Consider the following 21,979-nt stretch of genomic DNA (forward strand, 5'->3'; position numbering starts at 1 on the left):
CCTCCCCAGGACCGCACAGAGCCGATCGGATGCCCCGATGACCGACACGCTTCGCCCACCGACCGCCGCGGCCACCGCCCCGGCCGGCACGGGCACCCCCGCCGCCCCGCAGACGCTCAAGCGTTCGATCGGCGTCGTGGGCGGCACACTGCTCACGCTGTCCTGCGTCACCCCGGCCTCCACCCTCTTCGTGATCGTCCCGGAGCTGTTCTCCAGCATCGGCAGCGCCACCGCGCTGGCCATCGCGATCGGCTCGGTGCTCTGCATCGCGGTCGCCTTCTGCTACTCCGAGCTCGGCACCCTGATCCCCAGCGCCGGCGGCGAGTACGCCATGGTCGGCACCCTGGCCGGACGGCTGGCCGGCTGGCTGGTGTTCGTGCTCTCGCTGATCGTGGTGATGATCGTCCCCTCGGTCATCGCCCTCGGCACCGCCGACTACCTGGCGCCCGTCCTGCACGTCGACAAGCCGCTGGCCGGTGCCGCGGTGATGCTCGCCGCCACCCTGGCCGGCCTGCTGGACCTGCGCGCCAACGCCTGGATCACCGGCGTCTTCCTGGTGCTGGAGGTCATCGCGGCCGGCGTCGTCTCCGTGCTCGGCTTCGCCCACGCCAACAGCGGCGCCCCCAGCATGCTGCACGGCGTGGTCACCGGCGAGGACGGCGTCACCACCACGGTGAGCATCGGCGCGATCATCGGCGCCCTCGGCATCGCGCTCTTCATCACCCAGGGCTTCTCCACCGCCGTCTACCTCTCCGAGGAGCTGGAGAACCCGCGCCGCAACGTCTCCCGCACCGTGCTGTGGACGCTGGCGATCTCCGCCGCCGTCATCCTGGTCCCGGTCGCCGCCATCACCATGGGCGCCCCCGACCTCGCCACCCTGAGCTCCGGCGACATCTCCGGCATGGTCACCGCCTGGAGCAACTCGGCCGTCGGCACCTTCATCAGCCTCTGCGTCGCGCTGGCCATCATCAACGCCGGCATCGTCATGGTCATCCAGAACTCCCGGGTGCTGTTCGCCTCGGCCCGCGACAAGGCGTGGCCCGGCCCGGTCAACAAGGCCTTCGGCACCCTGGGCCGGTTCGGCTCCCCGTGGGTCGCCACCCTGGCCGTCGGCCTCCCGGGCGCCGCGCTCTGCTTCGTCAAGGGCGAGCTGCTGAGCGAGATCACCGGCGTCGCCGTCACCGGGATGTACCTGCTGGTCGCGATCGCCGCCCTGCTCTCCCGCCGCGACCGGCACAAGCACGCCGCCGCCTGGCGGATGCCGCTGTGGCCGGCCGTCCCGGTGGCGCTGATCGCGGTGCTGGTCTACGTGATCACCCAGCTGGACACCGTGCCGCTGCTGTGGACCGGCGGCATCACCGCCGTCGCCACCCTCTACTGGCTGCTCTACCTGCGCCCGCGGCAGGACACCCGCTGGGTGATCACCGTCCCCGAGGACCAGCAGGCCTGACCCACCGGACCCCCACCCCTCCCCCACACGGCAGTGCCCCGGGCTCCCCCTGGCCCGGGGCACTGCCGCGTCCGCTCGCCGCCCGGCGGTCCGGGCACGGGTCAGGGGCGCCGGCGGTGGTCGCGCAGCACGATGCCGCCGCCGATCAGCAGGGCGACCAGCAGCGCCCCCGCACCCAGGACATAGGTCGCGGTCCGGCCGTCGCGGTCGGCCTGGGTCTCGCCGAGGCCGAGCGGGCGGGGCACGATCGGGGCCGATGCCAGCTGCACCGGCGGGTCCTCGGCCGGCTTGTCCGGCGGCGCCGCGGGCGCGGTGGTGACGGCCTTCACCGGGTCGACCACGCCCCAGCCGATGTACTCGTTCGCCTTGTGGTCGGTGCGCTGCGCGGTCTGCTCGATCCAGGCGCGCACCTGGCTCGGCCGCCAGTCCTTGTGCGCGCCGACCAGCAGCGCCGCCAGCCCGGCCACGTACGGCGCGGCGAAGCTGGTGCCGTTGTCCACGCACTGCCCGCCGCGCGGGACGGTGGAGAGCATGTCGACGCCCGGGGCCGCGACGTCCACGAAATCGCCGTACTGGGAGAAGTAGGTGCGCTCGTTGTTGCGGTCGGAGGCGCCGACGGCGAGCACCGTACGGAAGGCCGCCGGGAAGGTGTCGCCCTTCTTGCCGTCGTTGCCGGAGGAGGCGACCACCACCACGCCCCGGTTCTCCGCGTTGTCGACCGCCGCCTTCAGCTCCTCGTAGCCGACGAAGCGGGTGTCGGCCGCGCCGCGCACGTCCTGCGAGATGTTGATGACCTTGGCCCCCTGGGCGACGGCCGAGTTGACGGCGTCCACCAGCGAGTGCACGTCGCCGTTGCCCTCGGCGTCGTTCTGCCGGATGGACAGCACGGTGGCGCCCGGGGCGATGCCGACGAAACCGGTCCGGTCGCTGCGGGAGGCCGCGATGATGCCGGCCACCTTGGTGCCGTGGCCGACCAGGTCGTCCTTGCCACCGCCCTCGACCCGCTTGCCCTCCTTGTCCTTCAGCAGCGAACCGCCGTCGAGGACCTTGTCGGCCAGCTGCGGGTTCTGGTCGTCCACCCCGGTGTCGATGACCGCGACCAGGACGCCCGCGCCGGTGGTCGCGCCGCCCTGCCAGAGCTCGTCCAGCACCATCCGCTGGAGCGACCAGGGCACGGCCTGCACGTTCTGGGCGTTCTTGCCGCACTCCCCCGACGCCGAGACGCCCGGCCCCTCGGCCGCCGCCGGCACCGCCAGCGGGCCGCCGAGCAGTGCGAGCGCGGCCGCCGCCGCGGCCGCCGTCCGGTACCTGGCCACCGGCACCCTGCCACCCCTCATCTCGTCCACCTGGTCGTGCGGTCGTGCCAAAGGCGGGTGCCCGCGCGGGGCACCCGCCCTTCGGCGCGTGAAACGGGGCCGTGGACCGTCAGCCGGTCCAGAGGGTGGCGTTGCGGTTCTCGGTGTTCTGGTAGCTCTGGGCCGCGCTGTCCAGGGACTTGGCGATCTTCTCCAGGACCTCCTGGAGGTGCTCGGCGCGCTGGTCCCACTTGGTCTGGTGGGCCCGGTAGCCCTGCTGGGCGGCGCCCTCCCAGCTGCCGGAGATCTTGGTGACCCCGGCCTTCAGCTCCTCGAGCTGGGCCTTGATGGTCCCCGCGGTCCGACGGACCTCGGAGCTGGCGTTCTTGATGGTCTCGAAGTTGACCAGAATGTGTTCGGCCACGATGTCTCCTAGTCGAGGCTGCGAGGCACCCCGTCAGCCGAGGGGTGCGCCGCCGGGTGAACGGACAGAGCTGAGGATCAGGACGTGGCCGCGGCGCCGAAGACCGCCTGCTGGTCGGCGTCCGCCTGCGAGTACTTCTGGGTCGTGAGCTCGATCGCGTCCTTGATGGCGCGCAGCGACTTGTTCAGCTCCTGGGCGTCCGTGTTGAACTGACCCTGGAGGTTGGTGTACGCCTGCGCGGCCTGGCCCTGCCAACCACCGGTGATCGAACCCACCAGGTTGTTGAGACCGTTGATCTCGGTGTTGATCTGGTTGATGACCTCGTCCATGTGCTTGGCGAAAGCCAGCATCTCCTGAGCGGTCGTCTTGAACTGACCCATGCTCTACCGTCCCCCATGAGACAGACCTTGAGTCCGAAGGGGTCGTTCCCGGCCCCCCGGGCACCACCGGTGTGATGTCCTGCAGCACTGTAGTCGGCACACGCAGCTCGCCCAACACCGGGCGACGGTCGGTTACCAAGCCATGACATCGTGGCCAATTCCTTTGCGGGCAGCGGGGCGAGGCCCGACCGGGCCGCGCCCCGGTGCTAGGCGTTCTGCTGCTGGGCCGCGCTCCTGGCGTTGAGCGCGGGACCGACCGGCACCAGGTTCGACCACTGCTGCGGCACCGGCGCCGGCTGCAGCCCCTGGTAGCCCAGCCGGGCCTGGTTGCCGCCCAGCTCCTCGGGCTGCGGCGGGCCGGACGGGGTGGCCGACTGGCCGGACGGCGCCTTCGGCGCACCGGGCTGCGCGGGCGCCGGCCCGGACGGCTGGCCGGGCTGGGCCGGCGGCGCGCTCTGGCCGCCCTTGCCACCCTCGCTGCTCGCCGGCACCGCGTACCGCAGACCGGTCTCGGTGATCAGGAAGTCCGTGCCGGAGCCGTCCGCGGCGTTGTCCAGCGCGCGGTAGAAAAGGCCGTGACCCGGCGTCACGTGCGCGGTCGACGTGCCGTTGCCGTACCGCACCGGGTACTCGGTCCCGGCCCAGACGCTGCGCCGCGGCGTCCGGCCGTCCTCCGCGACCCCGTCGAAGGTGCTGCAGACCACCGCCCGGGCGTCCTTCGGCGCCTGCCAGGAGTTGGCCGGCGCACCCGTCCGGGTGGGCCAGTCCGCGGCGCCCTCGGCCATCAGCGGCACACTGCTGTTGACGGTGGCGTGCTCGGCCGGGGTGAGGTCGTCGATCCGCGGGCTCTTGTTGGCGTCCTGGTTGTACAGCGGCTGCAGCAGCGGGTTCTGCCGGATCAGCTCCGCCTGGAACTGGCTGACCAGCAGCAGCTGGCTCTTCCCCACCACGTAGTGCTTCTCGCCGAACCGCACCAGCCGGCCGATCTTGCGGTCCTCCGGGTTCTGCAGCGGCACCGAGGAGTTGGCCGTCCTGGTGTCCGGGACCAGCCCGTCGATCCGGGGGAAGACGATGTCGCTGCCCGGCGCCAGGGTGTCCAGCCAGTCCTTCTTCACCTTCTGAGGGACGGCCATGGACCCGAAGACGGCCCACATCAGCTGCGAGCGGGTGGTGTCGGAGTCCTCCGGTCCGCCGATCGCGTGCCGGCGGCCCTTGCTGTCCACCAGGAAGACCTTCAGCTTCCCCTGGCCCGCGGCCGGACCGGAGGCGGTCACCTGCGGGTCGTCCGCCTGCTGCACCAGCAGCGCCTGGCCGACGTCCAGCATCCGGTCCTTCGCCCCGAGCACGTCCGCGTCGGCGCCGCCCGCCACGAACACCGCCTGGTCGACCGTGCTCCCCTGGTCGTCGCCCGGCCGGTCGCAGACCGACCACTTCATCGGCCGGCTCGCGTTCTCCTTGCTGGGCAGCTTGTCCGGCGCGTACGGGATGCCGATCGTCGGGCCGTGGTTGGGATAGCGGTCCAGCACGCCGTCGTCGACCACCACCACCTTGCTGTCCACCGGCAGCACCAGCCGCGCCGAGGCCATGTTCAGCACCTGGTGCAGCCGCTTGGTCTTCCCGTCCGGGTCGACCAGCACCACGTAGCGGGTGGTGCTCTGCTTGCCCTGGACGATGTACTTGCCCTCGTCCCAGCCGACCGGCGCGCTCGGCTTGAACACCCCCCACAGACCGAAACCGCCGATCACCAGTGCCCCCACCAGGACGCTCGGCAGGATCGCCTTCACCGGGCGCGGCGCGTCCTCGTCGCTCCCCCCGCCGCCGGGCAGCAGGAAGGCTCCGACCGTGCGCTTGCGGGCGAAGGTGTAGGCGTTCAGCTCGTCCCGGCGCGATGCCATGCTCGTCGTCTCCCCTGTCGGACCCTGCTCCCCGTGGCCTGCCACCCACCGGGCGAGAACGGGCTCGAACCCTCTACGATGCGGCAGCAGACGGTGAGTACGGTACGGGTACGGTTCACGCACCGGCCAGCCGGGCCGCGACAACCGACCAGAGAGGGGCACTCGGGGGATGCCGAACCAGACCGCACCGGGGCGCCGGAGCACATCACGGGCCAGTGGTGCGCGCCGCTCCGCCCGGCGCGACGGGACCGACACCGCGGGCTCCCCCGCCCCGGGCCGTGCCGACGGACCCCGGGGGCCGGTCACGGTCCGCGTCCACCCCCGGCCCGGGCTGCTCGGCAGCCGGCTGAGGCTCCAGCAACTCGTGCTGGTCGAGGTCGCGGTGGCCCTGGTCGCGGTCGGCTGGACGATCAGCAGGCCGGTCGCCGCCGGCTTCGGCGCGGTCGCCCTCGCCCTGGTCGCACTGGCACTGGTACCGCTGCGCGGCCGCACCCTGCCCGAAGCGCTGCGGGTGCGCGCCGCGCTCAAGGCCCGCCGCAAGCGGGCCCGCGCCCACCTGCCGCCGCCCGGCACCGACCCGGCGCTCGCGCCCGCCCTGGAACTCGAACCCGCGCTGCGCACCTGCACCCACGCGACCGAGGCCGACCTCGGCGGCCGTCCGGTGCGCCGGGAGACCGGCATGGTCGGCGACGGCACCTTCCTCAGCGCCGTCCTGCTCGTCCAGGCCAAGGACCTGCCGCTGCGTCCGGACCGCACCGCCCGGCCGCTGCCGCTGGACGTGGTCTGCTCGGCGCTGCGGGTCGACGACATCGCCCTGGAGTCGGTCCAGCTCGTCCAGCACACCCAGCCGGCGCCCGCGCCGCACCTGCCCGAGCAGTCGCTGGCCGCCCGCGCCTACCGGGAGCTCGCCGACGGCACCGCCACCCCCGCGCTGCGGCTCACCTGGGTCGCGCTCAAGCTCGACCCGGAGCGGGCCGCCACCGCGGTGCGCGCCCGGGGCGGCGGCGAGGCGGGCGCCCGCAAGGCGCTCCAGCGGGTCACCGACCAGCTGGCCGGGCGGCTGAACAGCGCCGGGTTCGACGTCACCGTGCTCGACGAGCGCGAGCTGATCGCCGCCCTCGCCATCTCCACCTGCGTCAACCCGCTGGCCACGACGGTCCGGCAGGGCACCGGCAGCGGCGGCGGCAGCGGGCGGCGCACCCAGGAGACCAACCGGTTCTGGCGGGTCGACGACCGCTGGCACAGCACCTACTGGATCTCCCGCTGGCCGCAGCTGGGCCGCCCCGGCGGCGCCCCCGGCCGGATCGCCGTCCCTGATCTGGTGAACCTGGTCACCGGCGCGCCCGCACTGGCCAGCACCTTCAGCCTGACCGCCGGTCACGGCACCGGCGGCTCGGTCACCCTCAGCGGCCACGTCCGGGTCACCGAACGCAGCGAGAGCGAGGCCGTCGAACTCGGCCGGCAGCTGGAGGCCCGGGCCCAGAGCGCCGGGCTCGGCCTGGTCCGGCTCGACCTGGAGCAGGCACCCGGCGTGCTCGCCACCCTGCCGCTGGGAGGTGCTTCCTGATGGCGCAGCAGTTCTATCCCGCCCCCGCGCCGAGGGCCGACGCGGAGCCGGCACCCCGGACCGGGCGCCGGCTGCTGCCGGGCTTCGGGCTGCGCGGCCCGCGCCGGGAGAAGCACGTGCTCACCCTCGCCGAGCTCGACGCACTGTCCTTCCCGGTCGGCGACGACGGCGTGCTGATCGGCGAGGACGTGCACCGCTCCCGGCCCGCCGTACTCGGCCTGTTCCGGCCCAGCCCCTACGACCTGGTGCTGGTCGGCGGCCTCTGGACGGCGCAGGTCATCGCGCTGCGGGCGGCCGCCACCGGCGCGCGGATCGCCGTCGAGACGGCCCGCGGCCAGCTCTGGGGGCCGATGGCGCAGGCCGCGGGCGGCGGGCAGCCGTGCGTGACGGTCCACCAACCCGGCCGGCTCGGCCCGCAGGGCGCCTCGGTCACCTCGCCGGTGCTCGTGGTGCGCGACCTCGGCGCCCGCCCGCCGCGCAGCCGGCTCTCCGCCACGCCCTGGCAGACGATCCTCACGGTGGTGCCGCACCTGGGGCCGAACGCCTCCCGGGTGCTCAACGCGGCCGATCTGGTCGGGGTGCAGCGGGTGATGCCGGAGGAGGCCGAGCTGATCGGCCGGGTGCTCTCGCTCGGACCGGCCGAGACCGCCGCCCTGCCGTCGCTCCCGGACGACCTGACGCTGTGGACGACCCGGATGAGCCGTCAGTACGTCCGCGTGGTCACCGGGCCGGCGGAACGGCAGGTCCTGGGCGGCCCGCGCCGCCTCGACTGATCCGCGCGGACCCGGTCGGAGCCTGTGTACGGCCCGTGTGCGGCCCGGTCGGAGATGAGACACCGCCTTCAGCCGGGGGTGGCTCACGGCCTAGGCTGTGGGACGGCAACGGCACCGCGAACTTGCGGCGGCGAACACGAGGGAGCCCTAGGTGAGCAGCGATCGGGACGGCGTCTACGTCGGCGACAACGCGGCGGAGGACGACGACGACTGGTCCGACGCGCCCGATTACACTCCCCCGTCCTGGTACGTGCAGACGGACACCGCGGGCGCTCCGGCGGCCGCGCCGGGCGCCGGGGTGACGCCGGGTCCGGGCGGTGCGGGCGCTCCGGCGGCCGCGCCGGTCCCTGCGGCCGCGCCCGCGGCCGTACCCGTGCCCGCTCCTGCGCCTTCGCCCGCGCCCGTCGGCGTGCCCGCACCGGAGGCCGTGGCGCCGCCGGTCGCGGCCCAGCCGCCGGTGCAGCAGCTCGCGCCGTCGCAGCCCCAGCCTCCGGTGCAGCCTTCGACGTACCCGCAGCCGCAGCCGGGCGAGGCTGCCGCACCGGTGGCGGCTCAGGTGCCGGCACCGGTCGCGGGTGTCCCCGCCGAGCCCTTCGCGGTGCCGCCGACCGCCCCGGCCGCGCCGGCTCCGGCGCCGGCTCCGGCCCCCATGCCCGGTTGGCCGCCGGCCGACCCGTCCGCCGCGCTGTCCGGCCCCGCCCAGCCGCCGGCCGCCCCGGCACCCCAGCCGTACCCGGCCGCACCGCAGCAGCCCTTCGCCGCGGCACCGCCCCAGCCGTTCGCCCAGGAGCCGCAGGCCTTCCCGTCGGCCCCCCAGCCGTTCGTCCAGGACCCCCAGCCCTTCGCACCGAACCCGCAGGCCTTTGCACCGGACCCGCAGGCCGCCGCTTGGGCAGCCGCCCAACAGGCCCAGCAGTCCCAGCCCGGCCAGCCCCAGCAGGCCGTCCCGCCGCAGGCCCAGCCCCAGCAGAGCCAGCCCGAGCAGCCGCAGCCCGGACCGGCCGCGCCGCCCGCCGGGGCCGACCCGCGCGCCGGCGGCTGGCCGCAGCCCGCCGCCTACCAGCAGCCCGGGCAGCCCCAGCCGAACGCCCCGCAGTGGGGCCAGCCGCCGGCCGCGCCCGCCGCGTTCCAGCAGGCCGGCGCCCCGCAGCAGACCGCGCACGGCGCGCCGCTCGGCTACACCGCCGCCGTCGAGCTGTCCTCGGACCGGCTGCTGCGCAGCCAGCCGAAGCAGCAGCGGCAGCAGCCGCGGTTCCAGTTCGGCGGCAAGGCCGCGGCCGCCGAGAAGGCCCGCCGACTGGAGATCATCCGCACACCGGTGCTCAGCTGCTACCGGATCGCGGTGATCAGCCTCAAGGGCGGCGTGGGCAAGACCACGACCACCACCGCCCTGGGGGCCACCCTGGCCAGCGAGCGCCAGGACAAGGTGATCGCGATCGACGCCAACCCGGACGCCGGCACGCTCGGCCGCCGGGTCAAGCGGCAGACCGGCGCGACCATCCGCGACCTGGTGACGGCCATCCCGCACCTGCGCAGCTACATGGACATCCGTCAGTTCACCTCGCAGGACCTCCACTCCGGTCTGGAGATCCTGGCGAACGACGTCGACCCGGCCGTGTCGACCACCTTCAACGACTCGGACTACCGCCAGGTCATCGACGTGCTGGGCCGCCAGTACCCGATCATCCTGACCGACTCCGGGACCGGTCTGCTGTACAGCGCGATGCGCGGGGTGCTGGACCTCGCCGATCAGCTGATCATCGTCTCCACGCCCAGCGTGGACGGCGCCTCGTCCGCCTCCACCACCCTGGACTGGCTCTCCGCGCACGGTTACGCCGATCTGGTGCAGCGGTCGATCACGGTGGTCTCCGGGGTCCGCGAGACCGCGAAGATGATCAAGGTCGAGGACATCGTCGCGCACTTCCAGACCCGCTGCCGCGGCGTGGTCGTGGTGCCGTTCGACGAGAGCCTGGCGGCCGGCGCCGAGGTCAACCTCGACATGATGCGGCCCAAGGTCCGCGAGGCCTACTTCGAGCTGGCCACCCTGGTCGGCGAGGACATCGTCCGCGCCCAGCAGGCCGCCCAGCAGAACGGCTGGCAGCAGCAGGTCCAGCCGCAGCCGCCGGCGCCGGGCTACCCGCAGCCCCAGCCCGGACCCCAGGGCCAGCCCCCGTACGGCCAGCCGTACCCCTACGCCCAGCCGCCGCAGCCCGGCCAGCACGCCCCCCAGCCCGCGCCCGGCACGCCGTGGGCGCCGCAGCCCGGGCAGGTCCCGCCGCCCCCGCCCGGCTACGGCTACCCGCCGCAGCAGAGCGCCCAGCCGCAGCCGCCGGCGCCCGAGTGGCAGCAGCCGCCCGCCCCGCCGGCCGGCGGCGGCTACGGCCACCCCCAGCCCGAGGAGGGCCACCAGCCGCCCCCGCCGCCGCCCGGCTACGGCTACCCGCCGCCGCCCGCACCGCAGCAGTAGCAGTAGCAGCGGCGACGAACGCCGAGAGCCCGCCGACCTCCGTGGTCGGCGGGCTCTCGCGTACGCTCCGCAGGCCGTCCGGCGCGGCGGTACCGGTCACACGTCCGCCGGCCCGAGTCCGTCGGCCGGTGGCCCGTGGCCCGTGGCCCGTGGCCGTCAGCCGGCCTCGGTCAACTCCCGGGCCCGCTTCACGTCGTCGGCCATCCGCTCCAGCAGCGCCTCGACGGAGTCGAACTTCTCCATCCCCCGCAGGTACACCAGGAACTCCACCGCCACGTGCAGCCCGTAGAGGTCCAGGCCGACCCGGTCGATGGCGTACGCCTCCACGGTGCGCGCGGTGTTGTCGAAGGTCGGGTTGGTGCCCACCGAGATCGCGGCCGGCATCCGCCCGCCCTGCCCGCCCTCGGGCAGGAGGGTCCCGTCCTGTCCCGCGATCAGCCAGCCCGCGTACACGCCGTCGGCCGGGATCGCGCTGTGCGGGACGGTGTCCACATTGGCGGTCGGGTAGCCCATCTCACGGCCGCGCTGCGCACCCCGCACCACCTCGCCCTCCACCCGGTGCGGACGGCCCAGCACCTCCGCCGCCCCGGCCACGTCACCGGACGCCACCAGCCGGCGGGTCAGGGTCGACGAGAACGGCTCGCCGTCGCCGACGGTGCCGCGCACCTGGAGGTCGACCACCTCGACGCCGCAGTCCGCCGCCCGGCCCAGTTCGGCCAGCAGGGCGACGTTCCCGGCCGCGCGGTGGCCGAAGCGGAAGTTCGGCCCCTCGACCACCAGGCAGGCGTGCAGCGCGTCCACCAGCACCTGCCGGAAGAACTCCTCCGGCGACTCCTTGGAGAACTCGGTGGTGAACGGCAGCACCAGCACGGCGTCGACGCCCAGCTCCTCGATCAGCTCCGCCCGGCGCGGCTGCGGGGCGAGCAGCGGCGGGTGGGTCCCGGGACGGACCACCTCGCTGGGGTGCGGGTCGAAGGTGACCACCACCGAGCGCACCCCCCGCTCGCGGGCGCGCTCGACCACCCGGTTGATGATCAGCTGGTGTCCGCGGTGCACCCCGTCGAACGAGCCGATGGTGACGACGCTGCGTCCCCAGTCGGCGGGGATCTCCTCCAGGCCACGCCAGCGCTGCACCTGACCGCTCCTTGTTCCCTACGGCGCGTACCTTCTGTACGCTCAAACGCTCAAAACCCGAACCCCTATAGCGTGCCATGCGCCTGTCCGGAGTTCGGCACCGGAAGGCAGGTTGGCCGAACCACCTGGTGCGGGACTCCGCCGCCCGGCGGCCGGGCGGCCCCGGCCCCGCCGGTCCGCTCGGCCTCCGCGGCCGCGTCCCTCGGGTCCCGGCCGGCCGCGACCAGGGCGCGCAACCGGTCCAGCCTCGGCCCCACCGGACGGGCCGGCCGTTCGTCCTCCGGCCAGCGCGCCAGCAGCGCGGCGAACGCCGCCGACCGGCCGGCGCACCGCACCAGCAGCCCGTCCGCGCCCGGCAGCGCCGCCGCCGCCCTGACCACCACCGCCCGGGCCCGGGCCGGCCGCTCCGCCGCGCAGTGCTCGGCCAGCCCCGCCAGGGCGGCGGCCAGCACCTCCGGGTCCCCCTCGGTGGCCAGCAGGGTGTCCAGCAGCTCGCAGCGCAGCGCGTCCGCCACCGGGTCGGGCACCGGACGGGACAGCACCTCGGCGAACGGCCGGCGGACCGCCGCCGCACGGGCCGCCAGGGCCCCGCTCAGCAGCACCCGCAGTTCCAGCCGGGCGACCGCACCCCCGACCGCGCCGCGCGCCAGCCGGCGGCCGAGGTAGTCGACGGCGACCGGCCCGGCCAGCTCCGGCCGTTCCCGCAGCAGCCGGGCGGCGAACTCGGCACCCCGCCGGGCGGCCAGCGGCGCCCGGGCGTCCGCGAGCACCCGCAGCGTTCCGGCCACCGGCGCGTCCGGCCGCGCCGCCGCCCCGGGCCCGCCCAGGCGGTCGGCCAGCGCGGCCAGCACCGGCTCCGGGTCGCTCTCCAGCGCCGGTGCCAGCGCCCGCGGGCCCAGGAAGCGGTCCTCGCCGCCCCGGTACACGGCGAGCGCCGCCGGGAGATGGACGGCCCGGCTCCCCGGCTCCCGCAGCAGCAGGGCCAGCGCGGCACCGTGCAGGGCCGGCTCCTCCTCCCGGGCCAGCAGGGCCAGCGCGGTGAACCGCAGCAGCTCCGGCCCGGCACCGCGGGCGTACGGGGCCGTGTGCAGCGCGTGCACCGCGGCGGCCACATGCCGTTCGGGCCGGGGGTCGTGGCTCCAGCGGTCGACCGCCCGGCAGAGCGCCGAGGGCTCCTCGACGGCCAGGACGGCGAGCAGCGCGTCCGCCCTCGGGTGGGCTGCTCCGGCCAGTACCTCGGTCAACTCGTCCAGGGCCAGGGCCCGGTGCGCGAACAGCAGGTCGTGCACGAGGTCGGCGACGGTGCTCCCGGGGCGGGCCGGCAGACCGCGCGAGTCGTCGAACCACCCGCAGAGCAGCGGCAGCACCCCCTGCGGATCGCCCCGCAGCCGGCCGGTCACCGCGGCCAGGAACGGCCGCTCCGGCCCGTCGGCGGCCACCAATCGCCGGAGCAGACCGAGTTCGAGCTCCGAGGGCAGCCCGAGACCGGCCCAGAAGGACGGCCCGAACCGGCCCAGACCCTCTGCCGGGAGCCGTTCGAACCCACCCGCGGCGGCCGCCCGTTCGACGATCCGTTCGGCCAACTGCTCCAGCAGCGGCCGGTGTTCTGCGAGGTCCGGACCGTCGGCCAGACCGGCGACCAGCAACCGCCCGGCCCACCAGCCGGGTTCGCTGCCCGCCGGGCGCAGATCCACGGCCCGCCAGATCCGGTGCAGCCACGGATCCAGCGCCGGGGCACCCCAGGTGGCGCCGATCCGCCGCAGTGCGGCGACCACCGGGCCGATCCGGTGCCGCGGCACGGTCCGGATCCCGGCGGGCGGGCCCCCACCGGGACCGGGGGGCGTGTCCTCGGCCTCGCCTAGCAGCAGCCGCAGCGCGGCGTCCAGGTCCAGGTGCAGACCCTGCAGCCAGTCGGCGAACTCCCCGTGCGCGAACCGGTAGCCGGGGCCGGCCGGTACGAACAGCCCCTCCGCCAGCACCGCCGTCGCCCAGCCGCCCGCCACCGGGAACAGTTCCTCGAACGCGGCCCTCGGCAGACCGCCCTGCTCGGCGCCCAGCATCCGCCGCGCCGCCTCGTGCACCCGGCCGGCCACCGCCGCCGCCGTCCGGCGCACCCGCCCGGCGGAGACCCCGGCGGGCCGGACGGCGCCCCGGCGGTGGGCTCCCGGCCGCCGGGGGCGACCGTCCTCGGCGAGCCGCTGGGCCACTCGCAGGCAGCGCAGGTCGAGGTGGGCGGCGAACAGCCCGGTGCGGTCCACCGGCTCCCCGCGCAGCCCCTCCGCCCAGAGCTCCCCGGCCAGCCGGACCGCCAGTGGGTGCCCGGCGTCCCCGGCCGCCGGCCAGCCGGGCGGCACCCCGTACCGCCGCCGCACCCGCTCCGCCGCCTCGGCGGGCAGCGGCCCCAGGCGCCGCACCACCACCCGGACGGCGCCCGCACCGGCCCCCCGGCCACCCGCCGGCGCTCCGGCCGGCGGGCCGAGCGGCGCTCCGGCCGGCGGGCCGAGCGGCGCTCCGGCCGGCGGGCCGACAGACGTTCCGGCGAGCGGGCCGACAGACGTTCCGACCGGCACCAGGAACTCGCCCTCGGCCCCGCCCGGTGCCAGTCGCTCCCAGGCCTCCTCCCCGCAGGCGGTCAGCAGCCGGGCCCCGCCCGCCGCCAGCCAGCACGCCGAGGCCCGCAACCAGTCGGCGTCCAGCGGTACCGGCGACTCCTCCGGACCGTCCAGCACCACCAGCAGCGGCCGCCCGGCCGCCGCGCAGAGCGCGGCCACCGCCCCGGGGCCGGCCGGCGCCGGCACCCCCAGCCGCGCCGAGGCCGACCCCAGCGCCCGCTCCACCGCGCCGGCGAGCGAGGCGTCCCCCGGCCGGAGGTCCGCGCCGCGCAGCCACACCGTGGGCCGGGGGCGGTCGCCGTCCCCGCGCCGCACGGCGACGGCCGCCGCCTCGGTGCTGCGGCCGGTACCGGCCGCCCCCACCAGCGCCACCACCCCGACCCCCGGTGCTCCCCCCGGCCCGGAACGGCTGTCGCCGGCGGGAGCGCCGTCCACCAGCAGCTCGGCCCACTCCGCGAGCCCGTCCGGCCGGTCCACCCGGTCGGCCGCCAGCGCCGCGACCCGGTCCGGTCCGGCCCCCGCCGCGGCCAGCTGGGCGGCGGACAGTCGCAGCACCCCGGCCAGGTTGAGCGCGCCCCCGTACGCGGGCACCCGGGCCGCATTGCGCGCCAGCGCCTCGGCGAGTTCCGGCACGTCCACCCGGTCGGCCGTCACCGGAACGGCGGTGGGAGGCCCCGGCCGCCCCGGGGGCCGCAGACCGGGCGCGACCACGGCGACCACCGTGCCGCTCGCGGCGTCCAGCACCGGTGCCCCGGCCGGGACGACCGCCGCGTCGGCCGCCGAGGGCACGTCCAGCAGCAGCACACCGCCGGCCGGACGGACGCGGTCGGCCGGCGGGTGCCCCGCCGCGAGGCCGCAGCGCAGCAGTACCGTCCGCCCGTCCGCGCGCCCCTCGCCCAGGACCGGGACGGGCACCAGCAGCACGGTGCCGTCCCCGGCCGCCGGCGGCGGGGCGACGGGCAGCGGCGGCACCGGCAGCCCACCGACCGTGTCGGTGCGCAGCAGGGCCAGCCCCTGCCCGGGCAGCGGCCGGACGTGGTCCGGGCCGAGGACCCTGGTCTGGCCCCCGAAGAGATGCAGGACGATCCCGTCGAGCCCGGCCACCGTCTCGTGCGCGGTGAGGACGGTGCCCAGCGGGTCGAGCACGAAGCCCAGCCCCCGCGGCCGTCCGTCCCGGTCGTGGATCCGCAGCAGCCGGCGGCCGGGGTCACCCGCCGCCGTGCCGTCGTCCTCCCCCGGCAAGCCCCTGAAGCCCAGTAGTCCCGGCATGCCCGCAGCCCTCCCCGCAGGGCCGGCCGGCCCTGGAGTGGACGCGTCGCGGCGACCTGCGCGCCGCGGGGGAGCCTGCCCGCCGTGGGCGCGGACCGACCGCGCCCACGCCGTTCACGACCGCGGTTCACCTCGCGCGCTCCCCCGCGCGGGTGAACTTCCCCCCGACGACGCCCCCGTGCCGCCCCAGGCCACCCTGATTCAGGCCCGGTTCAGGCCCGGTGCAGGCCCGGTGCCGCGCGGGCACCACGCGGTTCAGCCGACGAAAACGGCGACCGGCCGGGCCTGGCCGGCCTGCTCCTCCACCAGCGCCAGGAAGGTGCCGTCCGGCCCGAACACCGCGATCGGCCCGTCCACGCCCATGCCCGGGGCCTTCAGCCGGGCACCGTGGGACAGCTGCTTCGCCTGGTCGGCGTCGAGGTCCCAGCGCGGGAAGGCGGCCGCCGCCGCGGCGGCGATCGGCAGCACGTCCAGCCCGGTGGCCTCGTCGCCGGTCACCGAGGCCTCCAGCTGTTCCAGGGTGTGCGCCGACTCGACCCCGTACGGCCCGACCCTGGTGCGCCGCAGCGCGGTCAGGTGCCCGCCGACGCCGAGCCCGGCACCGAGGTCCCGGGCCAGCGCCCGGATGTAGGTACCGGAGGAGCACTCCACGGTGACGTCCAGGTCGACCACCGGCGTGCCGTCCTCCGCGACCGCGGCGCGCCGCTCGTGCACGGTGAAGGAGTGGACGGTGGTCGGCCGGGCGGCCAGCTCGAAGTCCTCGCCCTCGCGCACCCGGGCGTAGGAACGCTTGCCGTCGATCTTGATCGCACTGACCTTGGACGGGACCTGCATGATCTCGCCGGTGAGCGCCGCGACGCCGGCGGCGACGGCCTCCTCGGTCACCCCGTCGGCCGGGGTCGAGGCGGTGACCTCGCCCTCCCGGTCGTCGGTGACGGTGGTCTGGCCGAGCCGGACGGTCGCCTCGTAGGTCTTGGCGGTGAGCATCAGATGGCCGAGCAGCCGGGTGGCCCGCTCGACCCCGATCACCAGTACGCCGGTGGCCATCGGGTCGAGGGTGCCGGCGTGGCCGACCTTCCGCGTCCCGGCCAGCCACCGCAGCTTCGCGACCACCCCGTGCGAGGTGATGCCCTCCGGCTTGTCGACGATGACCAGGCCGTCCGGACCGGTGCCTTTGCGCTTCATCGAGTTCTTTCTGTCAAAGCCCTGTACAAAACGATCAACCACAGGCTGCCAACCTACCGACCGCACGCCCCCGCCGACCACGCAGCACGACCGGCGGCCGACGGCGGCCGGCGGGGCGCGGACGGATCAGTCCCGGCGGACCCGCAGCGCGGTGCGGAACCGCCGCACCACCGTGTCCACGTCCTCCCGGGCGGAGAACCCGGCCGCGTAGACGTGACCGCCGCCGCCCAGTTCGGCGCAGGCGGCCGCGACGTCCACCGCCCCCTTGGAACGGGAGGAGCCGCGCAGGGTGCCGTCCGGGTCCTGCTTGAGCACCAGCGCCACCTCGGCCTCGGCCGGGCGGCGCAGGATGTCGATCAGACCCTCGATCTCCTCGACGGTCACGCTGAACAGCACCAGCTCCTGGTACGGCACCCAGGTCCACACCAGGCCGAGGCCCTCCGCCGCGTCCGGCTCGTAGACGGCCCGGTCGAGCGCGCCCGCCAGCACCTTGAGGTAGCCGAAGGAGGAGGTGTCCCACAACTGCCGCGAGATGAGGTCGTGCCGGATGCCGGTGGCCAGCAGCCGCCCGGCCAGCTCGTGGGTCGCGGGCGTGGTCGCCCGGTACCGGAACGAGCCGGTGTCGGTCGCCACACCGGTGTACAGGCAGGTGGCCAGGGACTGGTCCAGCTCGACGCCCAGCCGGCGCAGCAGCTCGTCCACCAGCACGGCGGTGGCCGGGGCCTCCGGGTCGATCAGCTGGTGGGTACCGAACCCGGGATTGGAGGCGTGGTGGTCGAGGACGACCAGCACGGGGGCCGCGAAGGCCTTGTCGTGCAGGAGGCCCAGCCGGCTCTCCGCGGCGACGTCGAAGCAGAGCACCAGCTCGGGGACGTCGGGCACCGCCGAGGCCGGCACGATCAGCTCCTGGCCGGGCAGGAAGGCCAGCGACTCGGGGACGATCTGCGGATCGTCGCCGAACGAGACCCGGACCTCCTTGCCGAGGCCCTTCAGGGCCAGCCCGGCCGCCAGCGCGGAGCCGAGCGCGTCGCCGTCCGGGCAGATGTGGCAGATCAGGTCGATCGAGCGGGCCCGGCCGATCTCGGCGACCACCTGCTGCCACAGCAGCTCGAACCCGCTCTCCTCGGCGCGCGGCCCCGGAAGCACCGCGAGGGCACCCTCCACCGTGTCGGTGGAGGATGCCCCCGTGGTCGAACCGGTACCGGCTGCCGAACCGGCCGCCGCCGGCTCACCCGCCATGACTACTCGTCCTCGTCGTCACGCTCGGACGCCGGAACCTTGTACGGGTCCGCGTCGCCGGCGAAGGTCGCGCCCGCGGCGCTGGTGCGCACCGCGGCGTCGATGGCCCGGGCCCGGTCGAGCAGGTCGTCGATGTTCCTGGCGTTCTCCGGCAGGGCGTCCGCGACGAAGGTCAGCGTCGGGGTGAAGCGAACCCCGGTCTGCTTGCCGACCTCGGAGCGGAGCACGCCCTTGGCGCTCTCCAGCGCGGCGGCCGTGGCCTCGCGCTCGGTGTCGTCGCCGAAGACCGTGTAGAAGACGGTGGCCTCGCGCAGGTCCCCGGTCACCCGGGCGTCCGTGATGGTCACGAACCCGAGTCGCGGGTCCTTGATCCGGCGCTCCAGGGTCTGGGCGACGACCACCTGGATGCGGTCGGCGAGCTTGCGCGCCCTTGCGGTGTCGGTCACGTTGCCTCCTCGTGCAGTGGGCCGGGTACTCGGGCGTTGCTGCTCGCCCATCGGGGCCCCTGCCCCAAAGTACCGGCCCGCGCCCAGCCTTGTGGGCGCTCTCGGTCCTGATCTGTGTGAGAACGGCGACTCGCGCCGTCCGCTTCCACAGTTCTCATTCGTCGTCGTCGTTGTGGTAGCGCCTCCTGGCGGAGAGCAGCTGAACCTCGGGGCGGCCGGCGACCAACCGCTCACAGCTGTCCAGGATCTCGGTGACGTACCCGGCTTCGCCGGACACCACCGCGAGACCGATCTCGGCCCGGCGGTGCAGATCCTGGTTCCCGGTCTCGGCAGCGCACACGCTGTACTTGCGCTGCAGTTCGGCCACGATGGGCCGCACGATCGACCGCTTCTCCTTGAGCGAGTGGACGTCGCCCAGCAGCAGGTCGAAGGTGAGTGTTCCCACGAACATGTGTGACAGGTCAGAGCCGACCTGGAAGGCCTCGGGGAGCGGTTCCCGAACGGGACCGCTCCCCGGACCCTACACAGCAGGACCGGGGCCGGTCGACGGAAATACCACCCGTCGACCGGCCCCGGCAGCCACTCGCTTACGCGCGCGGCTTCTCGCGCATCTCGTAGGTCTCGATGATGTCGTCGACCTTGATGTCGTTGAACGACCCCAGGGTCACACCGGCCTCGAAGCCCTCGCGGACCTCGGTCGCGTCGTCCTTGAAGCGACGCAGACCCTCGATGGTGAGGCTCTCCGCCACGACCTTGCCGTCGCGCAGCAGGCGGGCCTTGGTGTTGCGGCGGATGATGCCGTCGCGGACCAGGACACCGGCGATGTTGCCGAACTTGGAGGAGCGGAAGACCTCGCGGATCTCCGCGGCGCCGAGGCGCACCTCCTCGTACTCCGGCTTGAGCTTGCCCTTGAGGGCGTTCTCGATCTCCTCGATCGCCTGGTAGATGACCGAGTAGTACCGGACGTCCACGCCTTCCTTGTCGGCGGCAGCGCGCGCACGGCCTTCGGCACGCACGTTGAAGCCGATGATGATGGCGTCCGAGCCCATCGCCAGGTCCACGTCGGACTCGGTGATGGCACCCACACCGCGGTGCAGGACCCGGAGCTCGACCTCCTCGCCCACGTCCAGCTTGACGAGGGCGTCCTCGAGGGCTTCCACCGAACCGGAGACGTCACCCTTGATGATGAGGTTGAGCTGCTCGATGGAGCCGGCGGCGATGGCCTTGTCCAGGTCCTCCAGGGACACCCGGACCCGACGCTGCGCGAAGGCGGCGTTGCGGTCGCGGGCCGAGCGCTTCTCGGCGATCTGGCGGGCGGTGCGGTCCTCGTCGACGACGATGAAGCTGTCGCCGGCGCGGGGCACCGAGGTCAGACCGAGCAGCAGCACCGGGCGGGACGGGCCGGCCTCGGCGAGGCTGTTGCCGTTCTCGTCCAGCATCGCGCGGACGCGGCCGTAGGCGTCGCCGACCACGATCGAGTCGCCGACGCGGAGGGTACCGCGCTGCACGAGGACGGTCGCCATGGCACCGCGGCCCTTGTCGAGGTGGGCCTCGATGGCGATACCCTGCGCGTCCTGCTCGGGGTTGGCCCGCAGGTCGAGCGAGGCGTCCGCGGTCAGGACCACGGCCTCCAGCAGCTGCTCGATGTTGAGGCCCTGGCGCGCGGAGATGTCGACGAACATGGTGTCGCCGCCGTACTCCTCGGCCACCAGACCGAACTCGGTCAGCTGACCGCGGACCTTCGTCGGGTCGGCGCCCTCGACGTCGATCTTGTTGACGGCGACCACGATCGGCACACCCGCGGCCTTGGCGTGGTTGAGCGCCTCGACCGTCTGCGGCATGACACCGTCGTTGGCCGCGACCACCAGGATCGCGATGTCGGTGGACTTGGCACCACGGGCACGCATGGCGGAGAACGCCTCGTGACCCGGGGTGTCGAGGAAGGTGATCGGGCGGGACTCGCCGTTCACCTCGGTGACCACCTGGTACGCACCGATGTGCTGGGTGATGCCACCGGCCTCGCCGGCCACCACGTTGGACTTGCGGATGGCGTCCAGCAGGCGGGTCTTACCGTGGTCGACGTGACCCATGACGGTGACGACCGGCGGGCGCGGGGCCAGCTGGTCCTCGTCGCCCTCGTTGGCACCGAAGTCGATGTCGAACGACTCCAGCAGCTCGCGGTCCTCGTCGTCCCGGCTGACGATCTCGAGCTGGAAGCCCATCTCGTCGGCCAGCAGCTGCAGCGTCGCGTCGGAGACCGACTGCGTCGCGGTGACCATCTCACCGAGGTTGAACATCACGGAGACGAGCGCGGCCGGGTTGGCGTTGATCTTCTCCGCGAAGTCCATCAGCGAGGCGCCGCTCGACAGGCGAACGGTCTGGCCGTTGCCGCGAGGCAGCATCACACCGCCGACGGACGGGGCCTGCATGGCCTCGTACTCCTGGCGCTTCGCCCGCTTCGACTTGCGACCACGGGCCGGACGGCCACCGGGGCCGCGGCCGAAGGCACCCTGCGTGCCACCACGGGCACCCGGGCCACCGGGACGGCCGCCGAAGCCACCCGGACGCGGACCGAAGCCACCGCCGCCGCCGGGGGCACCGCCACCGGGACGGGGGCCGCCGAAGCCGCCACCGGCCGGACGCGAGCCCGGACCGGCCGGACGGCCCTGGAAGCCCGGACGGGCGCCACCGGCACCCGGACCACCCGGACGGCCACCGGGGCCACCCGGACCACGGCCACCCGGGCCGGGACGCGGGCCCGGACCGGCCGGACGCTGCGGCATCATGCCCGGGTTCGGACGCGGCATGCCCGACGGGGTCGGACGCGGGCCGGCCGGACGGGGCATGCCGTCGGGACGCGGAGCACCGGCACCGGGGCCACCGGCGCCCGGGGCGCCCTGGCCGCCGGGACGGGGACGGTCGCCACCCGGACGGGGAGCACCGGCACCCGGAGCACCCTGGCCACCCGGACGCGGACGGTCGCCACCGGGACGGGGACGGTCGCCACCCGGACGGGGAGCACCGGCACCCGGAGCACCCTGGCCACCCGGACGCGGACGGTCGCCGCCCGGACGGGGACGGTCGCCACCCTGGCCGGCCGGAGCACCCGGACGCGCGCCCGGCGCGCCGGGACGACGGTCGCCGGGGCGGGCCATGCCGGTGGCGCTGCCCGAGGTGAACGGGTTGTTGCCCGGACGCGGACCGGCCGGACGCGGGCCCGGACGGGCCCCGCTGCCGGCGGCCGGAGCACCGGCGGCGGGGCCGGCGGAACGCGGGGCCTGGGCGGCCGGACGCGCGGCCTCGGCGTCACCGGAGACCGGGGCCGGGGAGGAGAACTCGGCCGCCGGAGCGGCCGGGGCCGCAGCCGCGGGACGCGGCGCCGGGCGCGGGCCCGGTGCCGGAGCACCGGCCGGCCGGGGCGCGGCAGCGGCGGCGGGCGCGGCCGGAGCCGCGGGGGCCGCGGCCGCAGGGGTCGGACGGGGACCGGGGGTCGCGCTGGGGCGCGGACCCGGGGTCGGAGCACCCGGCTTGGGTGCGCCCGCGGCCGGACCGGCCGAGGGCTGGGGCGCCGCGGGCTTCCGCGGGCCCGGCTTGGCAGCAGAGCCACCACCGGTGGGGGCAACGCCAAGCGCGTCAGTCAACTTGCGCACGACCGGCGCCTCGATCGTCGAGGACGCCGAACGGACGAACTCACCCAGCTCGGTGAGCTTGGCCATCACGGCCTTGCTCTCCAAACCGAGCTCCTTGGCGAGCTCGTAAACCCGGACCTTAGCCACTTCACTCCTGTCTATGAGTCCGGGGGTCTCGTCCGCCGGACTGTCGCTACTTCATGGGCGTACCCAT

General features: G+C 75.1%; 15 protein-coding genes. 4 read left to right on the top strand and 11 right to left on the bottom strand.

Annotated elements, in window-relative coordinates; translation table 11 throughout:
- Positions 1 to 37 precede the first annotated feature (37 nt).
- Complete coding sequence (locus ACIPYS_RS36415) at positions 38 to 1,450, top strand: APC family permease (protein WP_400754381.1); 1,413 nt, start codon at positions 38 to 40, stop codon at positions 1,448 to 1,450.
- Between the two features lie 101 nt (positions 1,451 to 1,551).
- Here the strand turns inward: ACIPYS_RS36415 and mycP are convergent, their stop codons facing one another.
- The 4 genes from mycP to ACIPYS_RS36435 all read right to left on the bottom strand — a co-directional run bounded on the left by mycP (position 1,552) and on the right by ACIPYS_RS36435 (position 5,444).
- On the bottom strand, positions 1,552 to 2,787 hold the full coding sequence (mycP, locus tag ACIPYS_RS36420; RefSeq protein WP_093860322.1) for a type VII secretion-associated serine protease mycosin: 1,236 nt from the start codon (positions 2,785 to 2,787) through the stop codon (positions 1,552 to 1,554).
- A gap of 88 nt (positions 2,788 to 2,875) precedes the next feature.
- Positions 2,876 to 3,169, bottom strand: coding sequence for a WXG100 family type VII secretion target (locus ACIPYS_RS36425; RefSeq protein ID WP_093860323.1), 294 nt, complete (start codon positions 3,167 to 3,169; stop codon positions 2,876 to 2,878).
- Between the two features lie 77 nt (positions 3,170 to 3,246).
- Positions 3,247 to 3,549, bottom strand: coding sequence for a WXG100 family type VII secretion target (locus ACIPYS_RS36430; protein WP_093860324.1), 303 nt, complete (start codon positions 3,547 to 3,549; stop codon positions 3,247 to 3,249).
- 206 nt (positions 3,550 to 3,755) lie between these two features.
- The gene (locus tag ACIPYS_RS36435) at positions 3,756 to 5,444 is read right to left on the bottom strand and encodes a type VII secretion protein EccB (RefSeq protein WP_093860325.1); all 1,689 of its coding nucleotides are present in this window, start codon (positions 5,442 to 5,444) and stop codon (positions 3,756 to 3,758) included.
- Positions 5,445 to 5,613: 169 nt separating this feature from the next.
- Between ACIPYS_RS36435 and eccE the strand changes: the two genes are divergently transcribed.
- The 3 genes from eccE to ACIPYS_RS36450 all read left to right on the top strand — a co-directional run bounded on the left by eccE (position 5,614) and on the right by ACIPYS_RS36450 (position 10,251).
- Entirely contained in the window at positions 5,614 to 7,011 is a 1,398-nt protein-coding gene (eccE, locus tag ACIPYS_RS36440; RefSeq protein WP_093860326.1) for a type VII secretion protein EccE, read from the top strand.
- Positions 7,011 to 7,784, top strand: a complete 774-nt coding sequence (locus ACIPYS_RS36445) for a hypothetical protein (RefSeq protein ID WP_400754387.1) — start codon at positions 7,011 to 7,013, stop codon at positions 7,782 to 7,784. The genes eccE and ACIPYS_RS36445 overlap by 1 nt, the downstream gene beginning before the upstream one ends.
- 151 nt (positions 7,785 to 7,935) lie before the next feature.
- Positions 7,936 to 10,251 carry a MinD/ParA family protein gene (locus ACIPYS_RS36450; RefSeq protein ID WP_400754389.1) on the top strand — a complete coding sequence of 772 codons (2,316 nt, stop codon included), beginning with the start codon at positions 7,936 to 7,938 and terminating at the stop codon, positions 10,249 to 10,251.
- Positions 10,252 to 10,407: 156 nt separating this feature from the next.
- On the opposite strand, the gene ACIPYS_RS36455 is transcribed toward ACIPYS_RS36450, so the two are convergent.
- From ACIPYS_RS36455 to infB, 7 genes are all read right to left on the bottom strand, one after another.
- On the bottom strand, positions 10,408 to 11,385 hold the full coding sequence (locus ACIPYS_RS36455; protein WP_093860328.1) for a bifunctional riboflavin kinase/FAD synthetase: 978 nt from the start codon (positions 11,383 to 11,385) through the stop codon (positions 10,408 to 10,410).
- A 65-nt stretch (positions 11,386 to 11,450) separates the two neighbouring features.
- On the bottom strand, positions 11,451 to 15,266 hold the full coding sequence (locus ACIPYS_RS36460; RefSeq protein WP_400754392.1) for a serine protease: 3,816 nt from the start codon (positions 15,264 to 15,266) through the stop codon (positions 11,451 to 11,453).
- Positions 15,267 to 15,521: 255 nt separating this feature from the next.
- On the bottom strand, positions 15,522 to 16,451 hold the full coding sequence (truB, locus tag ACIPYS_RS36465; protein ID WP_400754395.1) for a tRNA pseudouridine(55) synthase TruB: 930 nt from the start codon (positions 16,449 to 16,451) through the stop codon (positions 15,522 to 15,524).
- A gap of 126 nt (positions 16,452 to 16,577) precedes the next feature.
- Positions 16,578 to 17,690 (bottom strand): bifunctional oligoribonuclease/PAP phosphatase NrnA, encoded by a 1,113-nt coding sequence (locus ACIPYS_RS36470; RefSeq protein ID WP_093860330.1) that lies wholly within the window; start codon positions 17,688 to 17,690, stop codon positions 16,578 to 16,580.
- Positions 17,691 to 17,692: 2 nt separating this feature from the next.
- Positions 17,693 to 18,136, bottom strand: coding sequence for a 30S ribosome-binding factor RbfA (gene rbfA, locus ACIPYS_RS36475; protein WP_093860331.1), 444 nt, complete (start codon positions 18,134 to 18,136; stop codon positions 17,693 to 17,695).
- Positions 18,137 to 18,290: 154 nt separating this feature from the next.
- Positions 18,291 to 18,587 (bottom strand): DUF503 domain-containing protein, encoded by a 297-nt coding sequence (locus ACIPYS_RS36480; RefSeq protein ID WP_030397729.1) that lies wholly within the window; start codon positions 18,585 to 18,587, stop codon positions 18,291 to 18,293.
- A gap of 136 nt (positions 18,588 to 18,723) precedes the next feature.
- Positions 18,724 to 21,912: a translation initiation factor IF-2 gene (infB, locus tag ACIPYS_RS36485; protein ID WP_093860332.1), complete on the bottom strand. Its 3,189-nt coding sequence runs from the start codon at positions 21,910 to 21,912 to the stop codon at positions 18,724 to 18,726.
- Positions 21,913 to 21,979 lie beyond the last annotated feature (67 nt).

Origin of the sequence: Kitasatospora sp. NPDC089913 (assembly GCF_044748625.1) — a bacterium.
In the GTDB taxonomy this organism is placed as follows: domain Bacteria; phylum Actinomycetota; class Actinomycetes; order Streptomycetales; family Streptomycetaceae; genus Kitasatospora.